Consider the following 18749-nt stretch of genomic DNA (forward strand, 5'->3'; position numbering starts at 1 on the left):
TGGATAGCAGCGTTTGGCAGAACCTAGGTAGAGCCTTGGCTGGCGTCAAGGTATCCAGTGGTCACAAGCGCCTGTGTCACAAGATCGTGGGGCAAGTTCATCAGTTCCGCATGACGTGTCCAGAGGATCGCGGTTTCGATCTTCTGATCAGGATAAATCTGGGACAGCGCGTGAGTATAGGCGCCCATCTGGCGCAAAATCCCCTCGGGAGTGGTCTCTGGCGATGGTGGGACTGTCGCATTGGTTTTGAAATCAACGGCAAGGATGCGATCTGGTTCGATGATCAGCCTGTCGATTATGCCGTGCAGACGATGGTCTCCGATCCTCGCAGTAAGCGGGACTTCGGCAAGTGATTGCGGTGAAAAGACATGCGCCATGGACGGCGCGTCGAGAACGGTCGTGGCCTCTGCCAGCAAGGGGGCAATGTCATCGGCAAGAGGTGGGAGTTCGGACGCCAGAAGGATGTTTGTGCCAACAGCTTGCCATTGGTCTCTTGGATAGTCCGGCAGGTGTTCCAGCAGCAGGTGGATATGGGTTCCCCGCGCCATTGCCGCCTCTTCATCCAATCCGGCGTCTCCCGGAAGGGCCTTGGCACCGCCCAGATCAGATGGGCTGAGGGATTTCTGTGGCTTCTCGGGTTGTCTGGCCGGCGTTTTGAAGAGAGCTGGCAAGTCTGGAAGCACGTCCTGCGCCACTTCTTCAACAGCGGTGACGTGGCCGGTCCAATCGCCGTGCGAATATCGAAGGCCTTCGCCAAAGGGAAACTGCTTTGCTTGCGCGCCAACGGATCCCAGCCCACGACGGATGACGTCGTACCAGGCTTCTCCATCTTTCCCGAGATCCCCGGCCGCAGCGACGATCAGCCACTTCTCGGCGCGTGTCATTGCCACGTACAAAAGGCGCTTTCGCTCGGCCTTGAGAGTATGCGCCGTCGTGTCACGCGCATCGCTCACGAATTGGGGCGACGAGGCAGAAGGTGTTGCCCAAAGCGCGGAGTCTCCGGCCTCGATTATCTGGCTGTCGTTGCGGATCTGTCGCTTACCTGTGTCGGGCAGGATGACAATGGGCGCTTCCAAACCCTTGGAGCCGTGCACCGTCATGACCCGAATACGATTTCCGGCGCTGTCCATCTGGCGTTTGATTTCAAGCTCGTCGGTTTCCATCCAGACAAGGAAACCTGTCAAACTGGGCACGGCGCTGCGTTCGTAGGCCAGAGCCTGGGACAGTAGGGCGTTGATTCCGTCTTCGGCCTCGGTTCCAAGGCGCGCGAGCAGATTGTTGCGGCCACGATGGCGGGTCAGGATACGTTCGATCAGATCATAGGGCCGCAGGAAATCGGTTTGATCCATCAGATCGCGTAAAATGGCGAGCGTTTCGGGAAACTCGTCCTTGCGGTTGCGCAGGGCGTTCCAGAGAACCGAGTTGGGTTTTCTGCGATGGGCGAGGTCAAACAGCTGTTGTTCGGTCCAGCCCAACAGGGGGGATCGCAGGGCCGTTGCCAACGAAAGATCATCCTCTGGCGTTTCGAGGAAGGACAGCAATGCCCCGAGATCGCGCACCGCAAGTTCGGCACCCACCTTGAGGCGGTCGGCTCCGGCAATCGGAAGGTTGCGGGACTTACAGGCGCGAATGATCTCGTGGAACAGATCAGAGCGGCGCTGTACCAAGATCAGGAAATCTCCGGGTTGAACCGGACGCTGATCGTAGAGGTCTGTTTCACCTTTTTTCGCTGGAATAGTCTCTTTTTCGTGGATCATCCGCGCGATTTCATCGGCAACACGATTGGCCAGAACGACGGTGTGGTGCGTTTCGCTTTTCCGGTCGACAGGGATGTACCATTCATCCTTTTCCGCCTTTGGAGCAGGATCGACCACGGGCCACAGATCGACGCGACCGGGAAGATCGGCATTGAAGGCGCGGTGCTTCATGTCTTGCGGGAAACCGGCGCGTAGCTGTTCGTCAAAGCAGTGATCGACAAGATTCAGGATCGCGGCAGAGGAGCGGAAGGAATACTCGAGCTCAAGCGATTGCAGAGGTTTGCCCGTTGCCGCGAGGCGCGTGGCGAAATCCTCTTTCATCCGATCGAATTCGGCGGGATCGGCCCCCTGGAAGCTGTAGATCGACTGTTTTTTGTCGCCCACAACGAAAATCGTGCGCTCGATATCGCTTCTGGCGCCGGTTCCGCTGGTGAATTCCTGCGCGAGACGTTCAATCACCTGCCACTGAACCGGACTTGTGTCCTGGGCCTCGTCGACAAGAATGTGATCAATGCCGCCATCAAGACGATACAGCACCCATTCTGCCACGGCCCGGTCATTCAGCAAGGCACGTGCACGCAGGATGAGATCGTCAAAATCAAGCCAGCCGCGCAGCTGTTTCTGGCGCTCGTATTCCGACAGAAAGGCGTGGCCAAAGGCCGACAACACAGCGGCACGCTCGGCCGCGGCGAGGGCAAGGCGCGATTGTCTGGCGTCTTCGATGCGCAACATCAGGGCATCAATCTTGGCCACGAGATCGGGGTGATCTTTTTGCAGGGCCTTGGTTGGAACAGAGCCTATCTTTGCCGAAAAGGGTGCTTTTGCGGATGCGCCCGTCAGAAAGATGCCTTCGAGGATTCCGAGATCCTCGTATGTTGGCGCACCTATTTTTGACAGCTTGTCGGCGTTGGTGTGGTCGGTCTTACCGCCGGTGCGGAGAACCTCGATGAAAGACTGAAGCAACTCGGCCTCGCCGCCCAGAAAGACTTTAGCGGCGATGTCTTCCCGGCTGAGCGATTTGCTCTGGCCCATCAGGTCGAGGAAAAAGCCCGTGTTCTGTCGTGTTTCAAACCTGTCGCGGTGACGAACGATTTCATCTGTCAGACCTTCCAGTGTCTCGCCGGTGAAATGCCGCGCGAGGTTCTGTACCAAATCGGCCTGCGCGCCCTCTGCCATATCGGCGACGATATCTTCGCGAAGGAGGGCCGCGGCGCGATCTTCCATTTCGGCAAACAGCGGAGACACCCCGGCCTCAAGCGGGAATCGGCGCAGCAGGGAGGAACAGAAAGAGTGGATCGTCTGGATTTTCAAACCACCCGGCGTTTCGATTGCGCGCGCGAAAAGGGTGCGCGCATCGCGCAGAAGCGTGCCATCCAGAGGGATTTCCACGCCCAGTTCATCAAGCTGTTTGCGCAGTTCCGCATCATCCAGCATCGCCCATTCGCCAAGACGCTTGAACAGCCTGTTCTGCATCTCGCTCGCGGCGGCCTTTGTGTAGGTTAGGCAGAGAATGTGCTGGGGCAGAACACCCGAAAGCAGCAAACGGGCAACGCGATCTGTCAGAACGCGGGTCTTGCCCGAGCCGGCATTGGCCGAAAGCCAGGTCGATTCATTGGGGCGCGCGGCCTGAACCTGCCGTTCGGTGGCGTCATCGCGTTGGATCATTTCACATCCTCCGGCATCGGATCGTCGGTGATGTCCCATTCGCCAAAACGGGCAAGTTGATCGAAGTCTCCGACATCCCGATCGCTGTGCATGGCGCGGCGCGAGGTAAACCCGTTCTCGGCATCGGCATAGTGGCCGATCAGCTTAATGAACTCGTCCCAGACCTGCGCTGCTGGCGTTTTTTCGAGGGGGGCGGGTTCATCCTTTTGCTTGCTGCTCAGGTCCAGATAAATCGCAGCGGCCACATCAGCGGGATCAATGTCGGCAAAGCCGCCCTGTTCGGCCATCGCGGCTTCGAGAAGGAGCTGTTTGTCAAAGAAGAGCTGCTCATCCTCAGATGGCGGACGACCTGTCTTGTAATCATAGAGGATCAGCTGGCCATCCTTCGTGGCATCAACCCGATCCGCCTTGGCGGTCAAGGTGAAATCGAGCGCGTCAATCCGGGATTTGGCCTGGCGTTCGTATGCAATCGGGGTCGCTGTTTCGCGGCGGCGCTGTTCGCCCTGCACAAAATGTTCCGCAACCCGTTCGATACGGGCCTGCCACAGGGCGCGCGCTGCGGGCCACGGGACGTTTTGGGCAAGCACGTCGCGTGCGATCTCGGCAAGGCGGGCTTCGGTCAGGTTCGCTGGTGTTTCGGAGACTTCTTTGACAAAGGTTTCCAGAACCTCATGAAAAGCGATCCCCCGCAAGAGAGCATCCGGCGTTTTCATCAGGCTGTTGAGGGGGCGCAGACGCAGGACGTGTTTGGCGTAGATCGCATAGGGGTCGCGGATCAGGCGCTTGATCTCTGTCACCGAAAGCTGTTTCGGTCGCGACACTTCTGGCGGCCGCGGCGATGGGCGCTTGGCCGGTTCGACAGGGTTGATGTCTTCCAGAGCCGCAACCAGACTTAACCAGTTGCTTCCGCGCTGACGCATTCCTTGCAGGGCCGTGTCTCCCCCTTGCCCTGGCAATCCGCTCATCAGGTTTGTCAGACGGTTGATCCAGCGGGACGGCACGGTTTCGGCTTCGTCCGAGCGGATGGAGCGGGTGAGCCAGACCTCGGGCGCGCCAATGGCCTGTTGGAAATCATGCGCCGAGAGGCCGATTCGACGTTCGGGAAGCAAAAGGCCCGCGTCATGGCGCATTTTGCGGTTCAACCAGGGATCGGGCGAAGGCGCTTCGGGCCAGCTGCCCTCGTTCAAACCGCCAAGGATCACGAGATCGGCGCCCTGAACACGGGCCTCGAGCGTGCCCCAGATGAGGATGTTGGGATGGCCTTCGTCGCGATCGCGCACCTCTCCGTTTGCGATGACCGCGCCGAACAGATCGCTGTAGTCGGAAACGGAAATAGGGCCGGCGTATTGGGCGTTTTCCCTGAGCTGCGTCATTAGCTTGGCCGCTTCGCGCCCAGCCGATTTCTCCCAGAGTTCACCACTGCCCTCAGGCACCTGCCCTCGCGCAATCCGTTCGGCGAGCGATATGTGGGCCTCAAGGCGAACCGCGAAATCACACTCGCCCGGCATCTCCTGATCACAGAACACACTGACGAGCCAAGCTGCCCATGTCTGATCTTCCGGATCGCGGGCGGCGGCCCAGGCCTGGAGGATCTCAGGTTGCGGGTACGTCAGGCCCTTTTTGCGAACATAAAGTTCGAGTTCCCGAGTCCGCAACAGGTGGTCACCGCGACCTTCGGCGCTGTGTGTCAGGGGGTGTTTGAGAAGCGTCAAAAGCATTTCCGACGTGAGTTTCTGCTGAAACAGTCTCGAAACATGGCGTAGGAACCGGCCCGGCGGGCTTAGTTGCAAGGGTTGACCGGCACTGTCATCCGGCGTGATGTCCCAGCGATCTAACGCGGCCGTCACTTGTCGCGTGAGCATACGATCAGGCGTGATGAGCGCGGCGGTTTGCCCGACTTCGGCCGCCTGGCGCAGGCGCATCGCGATGGCCATTGCCTCTTCGCGCATGGAGGACGCTTCCAGCAAGGTGACATCTGAAACCGCGTCTTCAATGCCTGTCAGATTTGGCCCCTCGGCCAGCCATTGATCCGTGACGGGCGCGGGGCGCAAGGCAAGCGAGACAAGCCGGTTGCGGGTTTTGCTGGGCACATCGAGGCCGTGCCAGGGCGCGACATCATTCGGGTGCATCCCGAGGATGTCCATCAAGCGCCGGAACCTGAACTGGGGGTGATCTTCACTGCTCAGGGCATCGCCCAGGGCATCCCAGACGTGATCGGGCGTTTCGAAATCAAATCCCGGCAGCACGATGGCCCCTTGGGGAAGGCGGGCGATGGCCTGCATCAAGAGCATCATCGTACCACGCGATCCAGTGGACCCCGCGAGAATGACAGGGTGTTGTGGCGGGTTGAGTGCCCATTCTTCGGTCAGGCGTTCGATCACCAGACGCTGGCGGGTTTCCGCGTCAGGCGTGTCGTCAACGGATTCAAGGAAATCGCGCGCAATGCCGAAAAAGGTTTTCGCACGCTCCCAGTGGCCAGATTGATCGGACACATCCAATGCCTCGATGGTGTCGGGCGTGACGCCTTCGCCGCTCATCTCGGACATCAGGGCTGCAAGGCTGTCGGCGAGATCATAAAGCGACGCGCGCGCCGCCAGATCGGGTTGCGCGTCGAGAAGTTGGGAAATCAGACGGATCAACTCAAACCGCTTGCGAAGCGGCGGGACTGGTGGAGGGATGTCGTGGGCGTGGGTTGCCCGCCCGAAATCCGACAACAGCCGGATGCGTGGCAAGAGTGTAGGCGGCCCTTGGTCAAAAATCTCGCGAATGCGCCGCTCCATCCGGTGCGTGTTCACGATCAGTTCGACGCGCGCGAACTCTTCGGGTGGCCGGTCAGAAAAGCGCGTGCGCAAGCCCTCGGTAAGGTTCTTGGGGAAATCCGCGCCGACGGGAATGCCAAAGACGCGCGGTTTGTCCGAGGGCTCAAACATCGTTTTGCTCCAATAGTGCCTCGGCAAGATCAATGCCTTCGGGCGATCCGACATCACACCATTTGCCGGGATAGGACAGGCCGAACAGACGGCCTTCCGCGAACATCTGATTCCAAAGAATGTTGAGCGAAAACGCCGTTTCGGCCACGCCGTGCAACTTTTCGGTCTTCATGATCTGAATGCCGCCGTAAACGTGGCCCGGTCCTCGGCTAAGGCGGCCTGTTTTGTCGATAACAAAGTCACCCTTTCCTTTGTGGCCCACAGTCGCGTGCCGCGGAACGCAAAGCAGAAGAGCGTCCATCTCTTCAGGGCGCCAAGCCTGTTTCAAAAGTTCAAACGGGTTTGGGCCTTTCCAGATCGCATCGGTATTGGCCGTGAAAACCGGACCCTCCCCCAACAAAGGCAGTGCGGCACGCAGGCCGCCTCCCGTTTCGAGGATTTCGGGCGCTTCAACGGTTGTTGTGACCTCTGTTTCCGCGAGGTGGTCTTCCAGCTGTTCCGGCAGATAATGCAGGTTCGCAACGACACGGCCGGGTGCGATCGCGCGGGCGAGATCAAGAGTGTGATCAATCAGCGCCCTGCCCCCGACCTTGACCAGCGGCTTGGGCTGAGACTTGGTGAGATGCCGCATTCGGGTGCCAAATCCGGCGGCGAACAGCATTACAGCGTCGGGATCGTGGCGCATTTTTCTTTCAGTTTCTTAAGCAGGTCAGGAGTGGGTTCCGGAAGATCGTCAAGTAGCAGGCCCTTTGTCTCGGCCAGCGCCGGATTCGTCAGGTCACGCAGAAGGTATGTCCAAACACGCGGGATCAGATCGATGTAGTGGGGTTTGCCAAAGTGCATCGAGAGGCGTGCGAAAACACCGATGATGCGCAGGTTTCGCTGGGCGCCGAGGACATGGTAGGCGGTTTGGAAATCCTGTTCTACCATGCCAGTCGCGTCGAGATAGCGAGAGATCATCTGCGTTTCGATCTGCGCCGGAACATCGCGCCGCGCGTCCTGAAGGAGCGAAACGAGATCATAGGCGCGGTGCCCCACAAGGGCGTCTTGAAAATCCAGTAGGCCGACGCGGGCCGAGGCAGAGCGATCCGGGAGCCACAGCAGGTTTTCCGCGTGATAGTCGCGCTGAATCAAGACCTCGGCCTCGTTTGCGTGGTTTTCCAGAACAGACCGGAAATGGGTTTGGAAACGTGTGGCCTTGTCTTCGTAGGGCATATCCAGACCGCGCAGATACCAGCGGTAGGCAAGCGCGGCCATTTCGGCCATGAATTCAGGGGTATAGGTCTTCAGGTCGTCGGGCGCGGCGTGTTTGTGCAGATCGACAAGAACGTCTGTTGCGGTCTCGTAAAGGGGTGTTTCCAGCTCTGGCGAGCGTTCCATGACGCGTGCGAACAGGTCATCGCCCAGATCTTCGAGCAGAAGAAAGCCATTGGTGGGATCAGAGGCCAGAACCCTTGGAGCAGATAGGCCCAGATCACACAGATAGGTGTCGATCTTCACGAAGGGGCGTACATCTTCGCCCTTTTCGGGCGGCGCATCCATCAGGACGGCCGTTTCGCCGTTCATTTCAAGACGCAGGTAACGGCGGTTGGAGGCGTCTCCGGCCAGAGGACCAACCTTGGCCGTTTTCCAATCGGTTGTCGCAATGAATTTGTCGATCAGTGTGTCGCGATCAGACATCAAGAATTTCCTTAAGGCGTTGGGGCCAGTGTTCGGATTCAGCCGAGAGTTCGAGAGTTCGTTCACCTTCGGTTGCCGTCATTGCGAACCGCATCGAAAGGGCGTTTTCGGGTGCAAGTTCGGCAAGCCGGTCAGGCCATTCCACGAGGCAAATCGCATCGGTAAAGGCATCGATCAGCCCCAGTTCGACAACTTCGTCTGGTGATGTGAGGCGATAGAGGTCCGCGTGCCAGATCTCGCAGCTTGTACCGTCGTAAATCTGGACAAGCGTGAATGTGGGTGAGGGCACATCCTCTGGTTCCGGAAGCAGGGACTGAATCAGGCTTCGTGCAAAATGGGTTTTTCCGGCACCAATATCGCCCTCTAGCAGAAGGACATCACCACGGTTCAGGAGCCGGCCGATTTCAGCGCCAAGAGCAGCGGTTTGATCAGGAGAGCCAAGGGAGATCGAGTGGGAAAATGCAACCATGATCGCAGATTACACGGGGGCACGACGCCCGCAAGCAGCTTGGTTTCAGACTGTTCGGGTTTTTAATCTCGAGACGTCTGTATCCCCGGAGTCCAGCGGTGAAAAAGAGATGACTTTGAAGCCCGCGCTTAGCGGGGAAAGTTGAAAACTGAAGGACTGGCCGGACTTCATTTCAAATCTGCCAAAGAAAGGTTTGTCCGAGTCGAGGGTTTCGATGTGGTCTTGCGCCTTTTTCCAGAAATCTGTCTCGGCGCTGGCTCGCCTCCATTGGGACAAGGCATCCCCAATCGTATAGTTCGCCAGCGTGGTGTCCGGGTCCGTGGACCACAGGGTGCGATAGGCCCGGTTGCTATTGCTGATAGTTCCGTTGGGCGACATGACCGCAATCGCGTCGGGCAATGCGTCAATGATTGATTGCCCAAGTTCAATGTCAGCCCGAAACCGCCGTGTTAACGAAATTTCCGCACTGATATCCTCGAAGAGCAAAGCAATGGCCCCGTCAGGGTGAGGCCGGCCATTGACCTTGTAGGTCAGTCCGCTGGGCAGTGACCATGTTTCGCTGTAGCGATCATCGGCTGCCGCCACCACGAGTTCGGCGATCCTTTCGCGCCACGAGGAATAGTTCTTTGGCTCCGGCATCATTCGGTTTTCGCGAAGACGATCAAAGAATGCCTGCATGTTGGGCCTAGACGAAAGAAAGTCTGCGGGGAGCGATGTGAGATCAATGAGCGCCGGATTGAAGAGGGAAAGCTGGCGATTTCGATCGAATATCGCCAGGCCAATGGAGAGTTGCGCAAAGGTTTTGGTGAGAGTTTGAACAAACTTCCGTTGCGCGATTTCCGCGCTCACGATCGTATTCGCATCCGAGGCATAATGGATAAACGACCCTTCGGCTTTTACGCTGGTCACGTCGAACCAAAGGACAACATTCTCGTTCGGGTTCCTGACGGCCGTTCGGCGTGGGGTGTCAGATTGCACCGGTGTTTCGAACAATCTGGGAAGGGGTGACATTTTTTCGGCAGGCAGAACCGTTTTGGCCAAAGCGAGGTATGCTGTATTTGCCCAGAGCAGTTTGCCCGAAACGTCGGTCTGCCAGATGGGATAAGGCGTATTGGTCATTGCGACTTCGGCGAAACCGGGAGCTGAGTTCTGGTTTGCGTATGTGCGTGTCTGAATGCGAATGCGGGCGAGATCATCCCATTGATCCAGAATGGCAAAAGTTGGGTCCTGCGGGTTCAGTGCGACAAAACACTCTGTTGATCGGCAGTCTCGAGCGCCTTGTTCGGTTGGAAAATTTGGAAAGCGTTCTTGCAGGATGGAAGCAGCGGAAGCCCAATCGATTCCTTGCGGGGTTTCATTCTTCAACCAAGCGAGGCCGGCTGGATTCGCGTCAACCATTGCCCCGGATTGGAACAGGAGCATTCCTTGTGGGCGGGCGGGATCGGGCACAGGCAATCCGGGTGAGCCAGCCCGTGTCGCGAAGTTGATCAGTGCGAAAGCCAGCATCGCCAAGGCAAATCCAAGCGGAATTGCGATGAGCCATTGAGAACCCAGTACTTCGGTCATTGCGCCCCACCCACAAAGTCTGGGCAATGTTGGGCGCAAATTGGTTAATGAGGGCTTAAACGCAGTGTTTATCCAGTGATTTTCGGATTTTCGCCGAGGGCCGATGTTGTGCGGGACGCCTCTGCATCGATGAGTTCGCGTGGCCAGATGACCTCGACGATGGCGCCGGTTGGGCTGGCGGTGTCGCGTGAGGGGAGATAGCCGTCGGACCCATTGGCAAAGCTAAGCTCGGCCCCGCTGCGTTCCAGCAGGGTTTTGGCGATGAAAAGACCAAGCCCCATGCCCTCGTAACCGGGGCGCTGTTTTCTTTCCCGGTCGCTTCGGCGCTTGCGGACGAAAGGGTCGCCGATCCGGCCGATGAGGTGCGAAGGATAGCCCTTGCCGTCGTCCATGATACGCAGGGTGATCGTTTCATCCGTCCAGGAGGATTCTACCCAGACATTCGCCCGGGCAAACTGAACCGCGTTTTGAATCAGGTTGCGCAGGCCGTGAATGATTTCCGGACGTCGCAGAATGCTGGGGGGTTGGTCGTCGGGGTTCTGGGATTTTGCCCGCTCGAAGTGAATGTCGATTCCGCTTTCCATATGCGGTTCGGCGGCGTCTTCGATCACCGTGGTCAGCGGAGCCTGGCGCACGTGTAGATCATCTTTGCCGGCGCGGCCCATGGAATGAAGGATTTCGCGGCATCTGTTCGCCTGATCGCGGATGAGTTCGGCATCTTCGTAGAGATGCGGCTTGTCCTCGATTTCATCCAGCTCGTCCATCAATTCGGAACTGGTGAGTTTGATGGTGGCAAGCGGGGTGCCAAGTTCATGCGCGGCCGCGGCAACCACGCCACCGAGGTCAGTCAGTTTCTGTTCACGGGCAAGGGCCATCTGGGTTGCGGCGAGGGCCTGGGACATCGAGGCCATTTCGGTAACAACGCGCCTTGAGTAGACCGCGGAAAAAAGGATGGCGATCACGATGGCGACCCAGCTGCCGTAGACAAAGACATCGGGCATCCGGAGAATGAAGCGCTGTTCTGTGCGCAGGGGCATGTGGAACCAGAGCATCAGGGTCACGAGAACAATGGCGATTGTGGCCATGACGATTGTGGATCGGACTGACAGGACAGACGCGGAAATCGTGATGGGGCCAAGCACGAGAATGGAGAACGGATTGTGCAGGCCGCCCGTCAAGAACAACAAGAAACACAACTGCAACAGATCGAACAGGATCATGAATGAGTTCTCGGTCTCGGAGAGCAGCTTGTTCTCCGGGAAAACGAACATCGCGATCAGGTTGCCGATAACAGAGATGCCGATCGCCAGAAAACAAAGGCCGTATTCAAGCTCGAGGGCGAACATGCGCTGGGCGATGATCAGGGCAATCAACTGACCGCAGACGGCAATCCAGCGGACCATGATGATTGTGCGCAGACGAATCCAGTTGCTGCGGCCACTGCCGGAGATCAATTCTGCGGAAAAATCCGTCATCTGTGTGCCTTTGCCACTTGTTCCTGCCGGATCAATTGTTAGGTGTCGCTTGAGCATCATTCAACCAATCAAGGTACCGGGGGTCATCATGGTCCGTAATCTCGCAATTCTCGCAGGAGTCGTCGTGGTGGCAGGTCTTGGGGGGACGTTCTACTTTTCCCAAGGGTCCGGCGATGAGGATCAATTCGCCCAATGTCGTGAAGGCGCGGTTGCCGGGGCGATTGGTGGTCCGTTCGAACTTGTGAGCGAGACGGGCGAGACGGTGACGGACAAGGACGTCATCACCGAGCCCTCGCTGCTCTACTTCGGCTATACCTTCTGCCCTGATGTTTGCCCGCTGGACAACACCCGCAACGTCGAGGCGGTTGAGATTCTGGAGGAGCGTGGGCAGTCGGTGAAGCCTGTTTTCATTTCGATTGACCCGGAGCGCGACACGCCGGAAGTGATGGCGGAATTCACCGACTACATGCATCCGCGCATGGTGGGTCTGACCGGATCGGCCGCGCAGGTGAAGGCCGCGAGCCAGGCCTATCGTACCTACTACAAGAAGCAGGAGAGTGACGATCCGGAGTACTATCTCGTCGATCACTCGACCTTCAGCTATCTCGTGCTGCCAGAGCACGGGTTTGTCGACTATTTCAAACGAGATGTGACGCCGGAACAGATGGCAGATCGCATCGGCTGCTTTGTCGAAAAGATGTAATGTTTCCACACCGTTTGACCCCCACGTATTCGCAAGTTAATACTTGTGGAAATTGGTTGGAGGAATAGGGACGGATGGTGGAAAACAGCCTGCAGGACATTGGCCCCGACAAGTCACTTCTGCTTGTGGACGATGATGAGCCGTTCCTGCGCCGATTGGCAAAAGCCATGGAAAAACGTGGCTTTGAGGTTGAGACAGCCCAGTCGGTTGCGGCGGGCAAGGCCATTGCGACCGCACGTACCCCCGCATATGCAGTGGTTGACCTGCGACTTGAGGATGGTAATGGCCTTGAGGTTGTCGAGGTGCTTCGTGACAAGCGCGAGGACTGTCGGGTGATTGTCCTGACGGGTTATGGTGCGATTGCGACGGCAGTTGCGGCGGTCAAGATCGGGGCCGCGGATTACCTTGCCAAACCTGCGGATGCGCAGGACGTGATGAACGCGCTTCTGGCACCGGAAGGCGAGCTTCCGCCGCCGCCCGAAAACCCCATGTCGGCGGATCGTGTGCGGTGGGAACATATCCAGCGGGTCTATGAACAGTGTGATCGCAATGTGAGTGAAACCGCGCGTCGCCTGAACATGCACCGCCGGACGCTGCAGCGCATTCTGGCCAAGCGTTCGCCGCGGTAAGGTTTTCCGGAATCCTTAAAATCCAACGTCGGTATTGCGTCGGTATTACAGCTGTATTGCGTCGGTGCGACGGGCGTTAACCCTGTTTTCATGGGGTTAATCGGTCGTTCGCCCTGTTAGGCCTTTTGGGCCGCCGTTTCAGTCTTTCAGATCGTATCTTGTCAGCACCTTGTCGACGCGTGTTCCGTCGGACAAGGTGACATTCTCAAGCCTGTTCCAGATGCGGAAACCGCGACTTTGATAATAGGTCAGGCCGCCTTCGTTGTCGGCGCGGATATTGGCGTTGATCCAGTCATAGCCAAGTTCGAGCGCGGCTTGTCGGGTGGCTTCGAACAGTTTCGAGCCGATGCCGTGGCCGGTGCGGCCGGACTTTACGAAAGTGGCAATGTCACAGGCGGCATTGGGAAGGTCGGGCCAGGGGCCGATCCATTGAAAGCCGAGGAGTTCTCCGTCGTCGTCGATCGCCACGTGCCAGGCGGAGCGCGGGGTGTTGGCCTGAAGCCATTCTCCCAATTGGTCGCGGGTCAGTGGTGTGGTGATCGCGGTGGTGCCGCCGATCTTGATGATCTCGTTCAAGAGTTCCGCGGTCTGGCGCAGGTCAGGCGTGCTGCCGGGGCGGACAGAGACGGGTGAGTGCATCAGATTTGCGCCAGCAAGGCGTTGTGCCGCGCGGTATAGTCGTTGCGCACGTCAACAGGGGGGCGGAGCCGGATGTGCAGGCCGTCGATCAGGCCATGATCCGGTTTGCCAAAAATCTTGTTCGCCTCGGCCTGCGTGAAGCCGGCGATTTCGGTGGCCTCCATCCATGCGCTGAGAGTGTCGGCCTTCTTGATCTGGCGCTTGATCTGGACCGGTGTGGCGGCGGGCAGGCCAAAGCGGATGTGGATCGCGGCGGTCAGCCGCTTGTCGAGGTCTTCGTAGCCCGGGCCGACGGCGGCCTTGACCGGCGAGATCATGTCGCCAATCACGTATTCCGGCGCATCGTGCAGAAGGGCCGCAAGGCGCCATTTGGCCGGTGCCTTGGGGTTCATGCGGCCAAAGATCTCTTCGACAAGCAGGGAGTGTTCGGCCACGGAATAGGCGAAATCGCCCTTGGTCTGGCCATTCCAGCGCGCCACGAAAGCGAGGCCGTGGGCGATGTCTTCGATCTCGATGTCGACCGGTGTCGGGTCAAGCAGGTCGAGCCGGCGACCGGAGAGCATACGTTGCCAGGCGCGGGCCATGTCTGTTTCCTGTTCGTTCCAGTTACGCCTCTGGGTAGCCCAGGGTGGACCCCCGAGGCAACAGGGGATGATGGGCTTTCCAAGGATCGGGATAGCGCGCCATGAAGCGCCGGATCTTGGGATAGGTCAGTATCTGGTCGATCTCGCGATCCAGCCGCTTGGGCCAGGGGTGGCGCAGCCATCCTGTTTCCGGTTTGGGAAAATGGTCCGATGGGGCGTGTTCGGCGAAAAACGTCTGGAAGGCCGCAATTGTCGCGTCGCTGTACCAGGTGGCTGTTTGCCCTGCGTGCCAGGGTTTGCACAGGCCGGTGTAGTGCAGCACGCCGGGATCATAGAAGCGGGTGGCACGCGGGAAGGAATGTACGATCTGCCAGTTCCAATGCGGGCTGAGTTCGGCAAATTCACCACACAGGACCAGATTGAGAAGCGATTGATCGTGGAACATGAAGTCCGGGTTCCGATCTTTTTCCGACAGGGTGCGCGCCAACATGTTCTTGGCGTTCCAGCAGTCGACGTCGATCAGGAGGACGCCCGAATTGAGATATTTCACGCAATCAATGCCGCGCTTTTCGAAGTCGAGAACCGGGGTATCCAGCGCAAACAGCTGGGTCTTGTCGAGGGCGGCGGCGACTGGATGATCGCCCATGTGCATCTCGAACAGATGCGAGAGATTGCGACAGTTCGGAAGGGTGTCGGCGTCGAGATAGAGGAGATGCGTGTAGCGATGGCGAAGGGCTTCGGGTAGCCAGAGGCGCAAGTAGGCCTCGATCGGGAGCCATTTGGTTGGCAAGTTCGCCGCTTGCAATGTTGCGCGCAGGTCAAGCACCAGGTTCTCGATGCCGAGTTCGGAGAGTTGTCGGGGGACGGGAAGAGGGGATAGCGAGCAGATCAGGATATCGAAGTCGCGCCTGTCTACCGTGGTTGCCGCTGTGAAAGCCGAGAAAAGCGCAGTCGACAGGCTGGCGCTGTCGACGCAATAGACCAGTGCTTTGGATCGTGGGACGGGCGGTGGTTGAGATGATTTCATAAACAATACCCGGGGCAACTCGTACTGGATGCGAAAATAGCATTCACCGGGCATGGTGCCGAAATCACGTTTTTGTAGGGGGGATGGCGGCTCAAATGGGGCTGCCCCAAAAATGCCACATTTCAGGCGCATCATGATTTCATGTCGGGACCGCGTGCTGCCAACGCGGAGTATTCGCCACGGTGGCGCGATCCCGCATTCCAGGGCTTGGGGGGCACGTTCCTTCCTCCCGCGTGCCCGCCTCCCCTGTAACGAGCAGAAATGGAGACTGGCATGTTCAGGCGAGCAATCGCAGCGTGCGTCCTGTTCGGGATGGCCGTTGCAGCCCCACCGGCGTTGGCCGGAAACTGTGCGATGCGCGACACCGTGGTCGAGCGGTTGAAATCAAAATACTCCGAAGCACTGGCAGCAGGTGGCCTTCAGGGCAACCAGGCGGCCACGTCCGTGATCGAGGTCTGGGCGTCGGATGAAACCGGCACCTTCACCGTTATCGTGACAAACCCGCATGGCATTTCCTGTGTCGTGGCGGCGGGGACCGACTGGTTCCGGGCGCTTCCGGGTAACAGCAAGATCGTGCCCGGCACGGCAAGCTGACCTGACGCGATCATCGGGTCAGTGGACAACGGTTTCGTCAGGAAACCGGCGGCGCAGGCGGCGATAGGCGGGCAGGTGCCGGAGATGGTCGAGCACGACCAGCGCCCGTTTCCAAAGCGGCAACCGGGCCTTGCGCCCCGCGAGCGGCGTGAAGGCAAGATGCGGGAAATGCGTGGCGAAGAACGCGGCATAGCGGGTTTGCAGTTCGGCGGGATAGTAGGGGGTGCCTTCGGGCACCCATGGTTTCGGATAGCCGCAGAAGTGTATGATCTGCGGCTGCGCCTTTTCTGAAAAATACGGAAAATCACGGGTCCACTGCCAATTCCAGTCGGGACCCAGTTCGGCGCGTTCCTCCAGGAGCACCAGGTTGAGCAGGGACTGGTCGTGGTGCAGGATGTTCCGGTCTTGGGCGACAAAGGCCAGCATTCTTTCCAGACACTTCAGGTGATTGAAGCGAGGGACGTCAAACAGGGTGACGCCCGCGTTCAGGTAGGCGTGGCCGTGCATGTTGCGGACGTCAAAGTCGTGAATGCCCCTGTCAGGACGTCGCCATTGCAGCACGTCGCGGGTGCCGGCAACCGGGTTTTCGTGCAAATCAAAGTGGAATAGAGACGAAATTTTCTTTCCCGGCACGGTGGTGTCGGCATCGAGATAAAGCAGGCGTTCGTATCGGTCTGCGAAGTGTTGGCAGAGCCAGAGACGCATGTAGGTTGTCACCGGAAGCCATCCACCAAGGGGCAGGTCGAGGCCTTCGATCGTGTCGCGCAGGGGGAGGTGTTCGAAACGGATATCAAGGGGGCTGAGGCTTTCGGGAAGCTCAAGGGGATCCAGGCTACAGATCACGATATCGAACGCACGGTTTCTGGAATTGTTCAGGGCGTCCTGGGCCGAAAACAGCGCCATCGGCAGCATGGTTTTGTCGACACAGTAGACCAGGGCGAATTTGTTTTCGGGCAAAGGTGTTTGGCTGTGCATTGGAGGAATTCAATCAGGGTCACCCCATTCAATCAGGAATTGTCGGGTTTGGGAACAGGAGGGCGATCACCTGCGGCACGACGGTTTCGTGAACCGATGTGTGTGGGATTGGTTCCCAGCCGACCCCATATTGATAGGGCAGGGAGGTCGGTGAACCTCCGGCGCTCCTTGCGGACCAAGTGTTATGCAAAGGAGAGAAACATGTTCAAACGTCTGTTTACTGCAACTGTCTTGTTTGGAATGGCCGCGACTGCGCCGCCCGCGTTTGCCGCCAACTGTGCGCTGCGCGATGTGGTTGTGGAGCGGCTGGAAAGCCAGTTTAGCGAAAAATTGACCGCGGGTGGGCTTCAGGGAAGCCGCGCGAGTTCGTCGCTCATCGAGGTGTGGACCTCGACAGATACCGGCACCTTCACTGTCATTGTCACCAACCCGCAGGGGATCTCTTGTGTGGTTGCCGCAGGTACAGATTGGTTCCAGCAGGAGCTTGTCAAAGAGCCGGAGGGTGTGAACAGCTGATCCCTTATTCGGGGCCTCAGAACTGTGAAATACCTTGGTTTACGGGGTGCCATTGTCGAAACGCCATTGCGGTGCTATCTGGGGCGGCAAATGACTTGCCTCAGAGGAGCACGGCGCAATGGCGACCGACTATATCGTTAAGGACATCACCCTGGCCGAGTTCGGCCGCAAAGAGCTGGACATTGCCGAAACCGAGATGCCGGGCCTGATGGCGCTGCGCGAAGAATATGGTGAGAGCCAGCCGCTGGCCGGTTCGCGCATCGTGGGCTCGCTGCACATGACCATCCAGACTGCGGTTCTGATTGAAACGCTGGTTGCGCTGGGCGCGGATGTGCGCTGGGCGTCGTGCAATATCTTCTCGACCCAGGACCACGCTGCGGCGGCGATTGCCAAGGCGGGCGTACCGGTCTTTGCGATCAAGGGCCAGACCCTTGAGGAGCACTGGGATTACCTCGACAAATCCTTCCTGTTCGACGAAGGCCCGAACATGATCCTGGATGATGGTGGCGACGCGACCCTCTATATCCTGCTAGGCGCGCGCGCCGAAGCGGGTGAAGATCTTGGCGTTCCGTCTTCGGAAGAGGAAGAGGTGATCCACGCCCAGATCAAGAAGCGCATGGAAGCAAGCCCGGGCTGGTTTACCAAGATGCGTGGCCAGATCAAGGGTGTGTCGGAAGAGACCACCACCGGTGTGAACCGCCTGTATCAACTGGTTCGTGACGGCCAGCTGCCGTTCCCGGCGATCAACGTGAACGACAGTGTCACCAAGTCGAAGTTCGACAACAAATACGGCTGTAAAGAGAGCCTCGTGGACGGTATCCGCCGCGCCACCGACACCATGATGGCCGGCAAGGTTGCCGTGGTCTGTGGTTACGGTGACGTGGGCAAAGGCTCGGCAGCATCTTTGCGCGGAGCAGGCGCCCGTGTGAAAGTGACCGAGATTGACCCGATCTGCGCGCTTCAGGCGGCGATGGATGGTTTCGAGGTTCTGCCGCTGGAAGACGCGGTTTCAGACGCTGACATCTTTATCACCACCACCGGCAACAAGGACGTGATCCGCATCGAGCATATGCGCGAGATGAAGGACATGGCGATTGTCGGCAACATCGGCCACTTCGACAACGAGATCCAGGTTGCAAGCCTGAAGAACCACAAGTGGACCAACATCAAGGAACAGGTGGACATGATCGAGATGCCTTCGGGCAACCGTATCATCCTCTTGTCGGAAGGTCGTCTCTTGAACCTTGGTAACGCAACCGGCCACCCGTCGTTCGTGATGTCGGCTTCCTTCACCAACCAGGTTCTGGCGCAGATCGAGCTGTGGACCCGTGGCGAAGAGTATAACAACGACGTCTACATCCTGCCCAAGCACCTGGACGAGAAGGTTGCCAGCCTGCACCTCGAGCGTATCGGTGTGAAGCTGTCGCAACTGAGCAAGGAACAGGCAGACTATATCGGGGTTTCGGTCGACGGTCCGTTCAAGCCGGAACACTACCGCTACTGATTTCCAGTCGGATATTGGACGAGATAAAAGCGGGGC

General features: G+C 58.5%; 16 protein-coding genes. 5 read left to right on the forward strand and 11 right to left on the reverse strand.

The genetic code is table 11. From position 1 onward, the window contains the following. Positions 1-23 precede the first annotated feature (23 nt). The 7 genes from addA to regB all read right to left on the reverse strand — a co-directional run bounded on the left by addA (position 24) and on the right by regB (position 11542). Complete coding sequence (gene addA, locus NNA36_RS11725; protein WP_255107208.1) at positions 24-3422, reverse strand: double-strand break repair helicase AddA; 3399 nt, start codon at positions 3420-3422, stop codon at positions 24-26. Further along, positions 3419-6352 (reverse strand): double-strand break repair protein AddB, encoded by a 2934-nt coding sequence (addB, locus tag NNA36_RS11730; RefSeq protein WP_255107209.1) that lies wholly within the window; start codon positions 6350-6352, stop codon positions 3419-3421. The genes addA and addB overlap by 4 nt, the downstream gene beginning before the upstream one ends. Further along, on the reverse strand, positions 6345-7037 hold the full coding sequence (locus tag NNA36_RS11735) for a nucleotidyltransferase family protein (RefSeq protein WP_255107210.1): 693 nt from the start codon (positions 7035-7037) through the stop codon (positions 6345-6347). The genes addB and NNA36_RS11735 overlap by 8 nt, the downstream gene beginning before the upstream one ends. Further along, the gene (locus tag NNA36_RS11740; protein ID WP_255107211.1) at positions 7013-8032 is read right to left on the reverse strand and encodes an aminoglycoside phosphotransferase family protein; all 1020 of its coding nucleotides are present in this window, start codon (positions 8030-8032) and stop codon (positions 7013-7015) included. Before NNA36_RS11740 ends, NNA36_RS11735 begins: the two co-directional genes overlap by 25 nt. Continuing rightward, a complete protein-coding gene (gene tsaE, locus NNA36_RS11745; RefSeq protein WP_255107212.1) occupies positions 8025-8501 on the reverse strand; it encodes a tRNA (adenosine(37)-N6)-threonylcarbamoyltransferase complex ATPase subunit type 1 TsaE in 477 nt (158 codons plus the stop codon). Before tsaE ends, NNA36_RS11740 begins: the two co-directional genes overlap by 8 nt. Before the next feature lie 45 nt (positions 8502-8546). After that, positions 8547-10067: a PAS-domain containing protein gene (locus NNA36_RS11750; protein ID WP_255107213.1), complete on the reverse strand. Its 1521-nt coding sequence runs from the start codon at positions 10065-10067 to the stop codon at positions 8547-8549. A 68-nt stretch (positions 10068-10135) separates the two neighbouring features. Next, positions 10136-11542: a sensor histidine kinase RegB gene (gene regB, locus NNA36_RS11755; protein ID WP_255107214.1), complete on the reverse strand. Its 1407-nt coding sequence runs from the start codon at positions 11540-11542 to the stop codon at positions 10136-10138. Between the two features lie 88 nt (positions 11543-11630). Here regB and NNA36_RS11760 point away from each other — a divergent pair, with 88 nt between their 5' ends. Beyond that, complete coding sequence (locus NNA36_RS11760; protein ID WP_255107215.1) at positions 11631-12245, forward strand: SCO family protein; 615 nt, start codon at positions 11631-11633, stop codon at positions 12243-12245. A 74-nt stretch (positions 12246-12319) separates the two neighbouring features. Further along, entirely contained in the window at positions 12320-12874 is a 555-nt protein-coding gene (locus NNA36_RS11765) for an ActR/PrrA/RegA family redox response regulator transcription factor (RefSeq protein WP_255107216.1), read from the forward strand. A gap of 138 nt (positions 12875-13012) precedes the next feature. On the opposite strand, the gene NNA36_RS11770 is transcribed toward NNA36_RS11765, so the two are convergent. The 3 genes from NNA36_RS11770 to NNA36_RS11780 are packed head-to-tail and all read right to left on the reverse strand — an operon-like array spanning position 13013 to position 15259. Then, on the reverse strand, positions 13013-13513 hold the full coding sequence (locus NNA36_RS11770) for a GNAT family N-acetyltransferase (RefSeq protein WP_255107217.1): 501 nt from the start codon (positions 13511-13513) through the stop codon (positions 13013-13015). After that, positions 13513-14097, reverse strand: coding sequence for an HD domain-containing protein (locus NNA36_RS11775; protein WP_255107218.1), 585 nt, complete (start codon positions 14095-14097; stop codon positions 13513-13515). Before NNA36_RS11775 ends, NNA36_RS11770 begins: the two co-directional genes overlap by 1 nt. Positions 14098-14119: 22 nt before the next feature. Beyond that, the gene (locus NNA36_RS11780) at positions 14120-15259 is read right to left on the reverse strand and encodes a glycosyltransferase (RefSeq protein ID WP_255107219.1); all 1140 of its coding nucleotides are present in this window, start codon (positions 15257-15259) and stop codon (positions 14120-14122) included. A gap of 138 nt (positions 15260-15397) precedes the next feature. On the opposite strand from NNA36_RS11780, the gene NNA36_RS11785 reads away from it, so the two are divergent. After that, positions 15398-15718, forward strand: coding sequence for a hypothetical protein (locus NNA36_RS11785; protein WP_255107220.1), 321 nt, complete (start codon positions 15398-15400; stop codon positions 15716-15718). A gap of 18 nt (positions 15719-15736) precedes the next feature. Here the strand turns inward: NNA36_RS11785 and NNA36_RS11790 are convergent, their stop codons facing one another. Further along, the gene (locus tag NNA36_RS11790; protein ID WP_255107221.1) at positions 15737-16693 is read right to left on the reverse strand and encodes a glycosyltransferase; all 957 of its coding nucleotides are present in this window, start codon (positions 16691-16693) and stop codon (positions 15737-15739) included. A 201-nt stretch (positions 16694-16894) separates the two neighbouring features. Between NNA36_RS11790 and NNA36_RS11795 the strand changes: the two genes are divergently transcribed. Beyond that, positions 16895-17209 (forward strand): hypothetical protein, encoded by a 315-nt coding sequence (locus NNA36_RS11795; protein WP_255107222.1) that lies wholly within the window; start codon positions 16895-16897, stop codon positions 17207-17209. Positions 17210-17327: 118 nt separating this feature from the next. After that, positions 17328-18713, forward strand: a complete 1386-nt coding sequence (gene ahcY / locus NNA36_RS11800) for an adenosylhomocysteinase (RefSeq protein ID WP_255107223.1) — start codon at positions 17328-17330, stop codon at positions 18711-18713. The last annotated feature ends 36 nt before the right edge of the window (positions 18714-18749 follow it).

It is taken from the genome of Shimia sp. CNT1-13L.2, assembly GCF_024331145.1.
Lineage (GTDB): Bacteria > Pseudomonadota > Alphaproteobacteria > Rhodobacterales > Rhodobacteraceae > Shimia.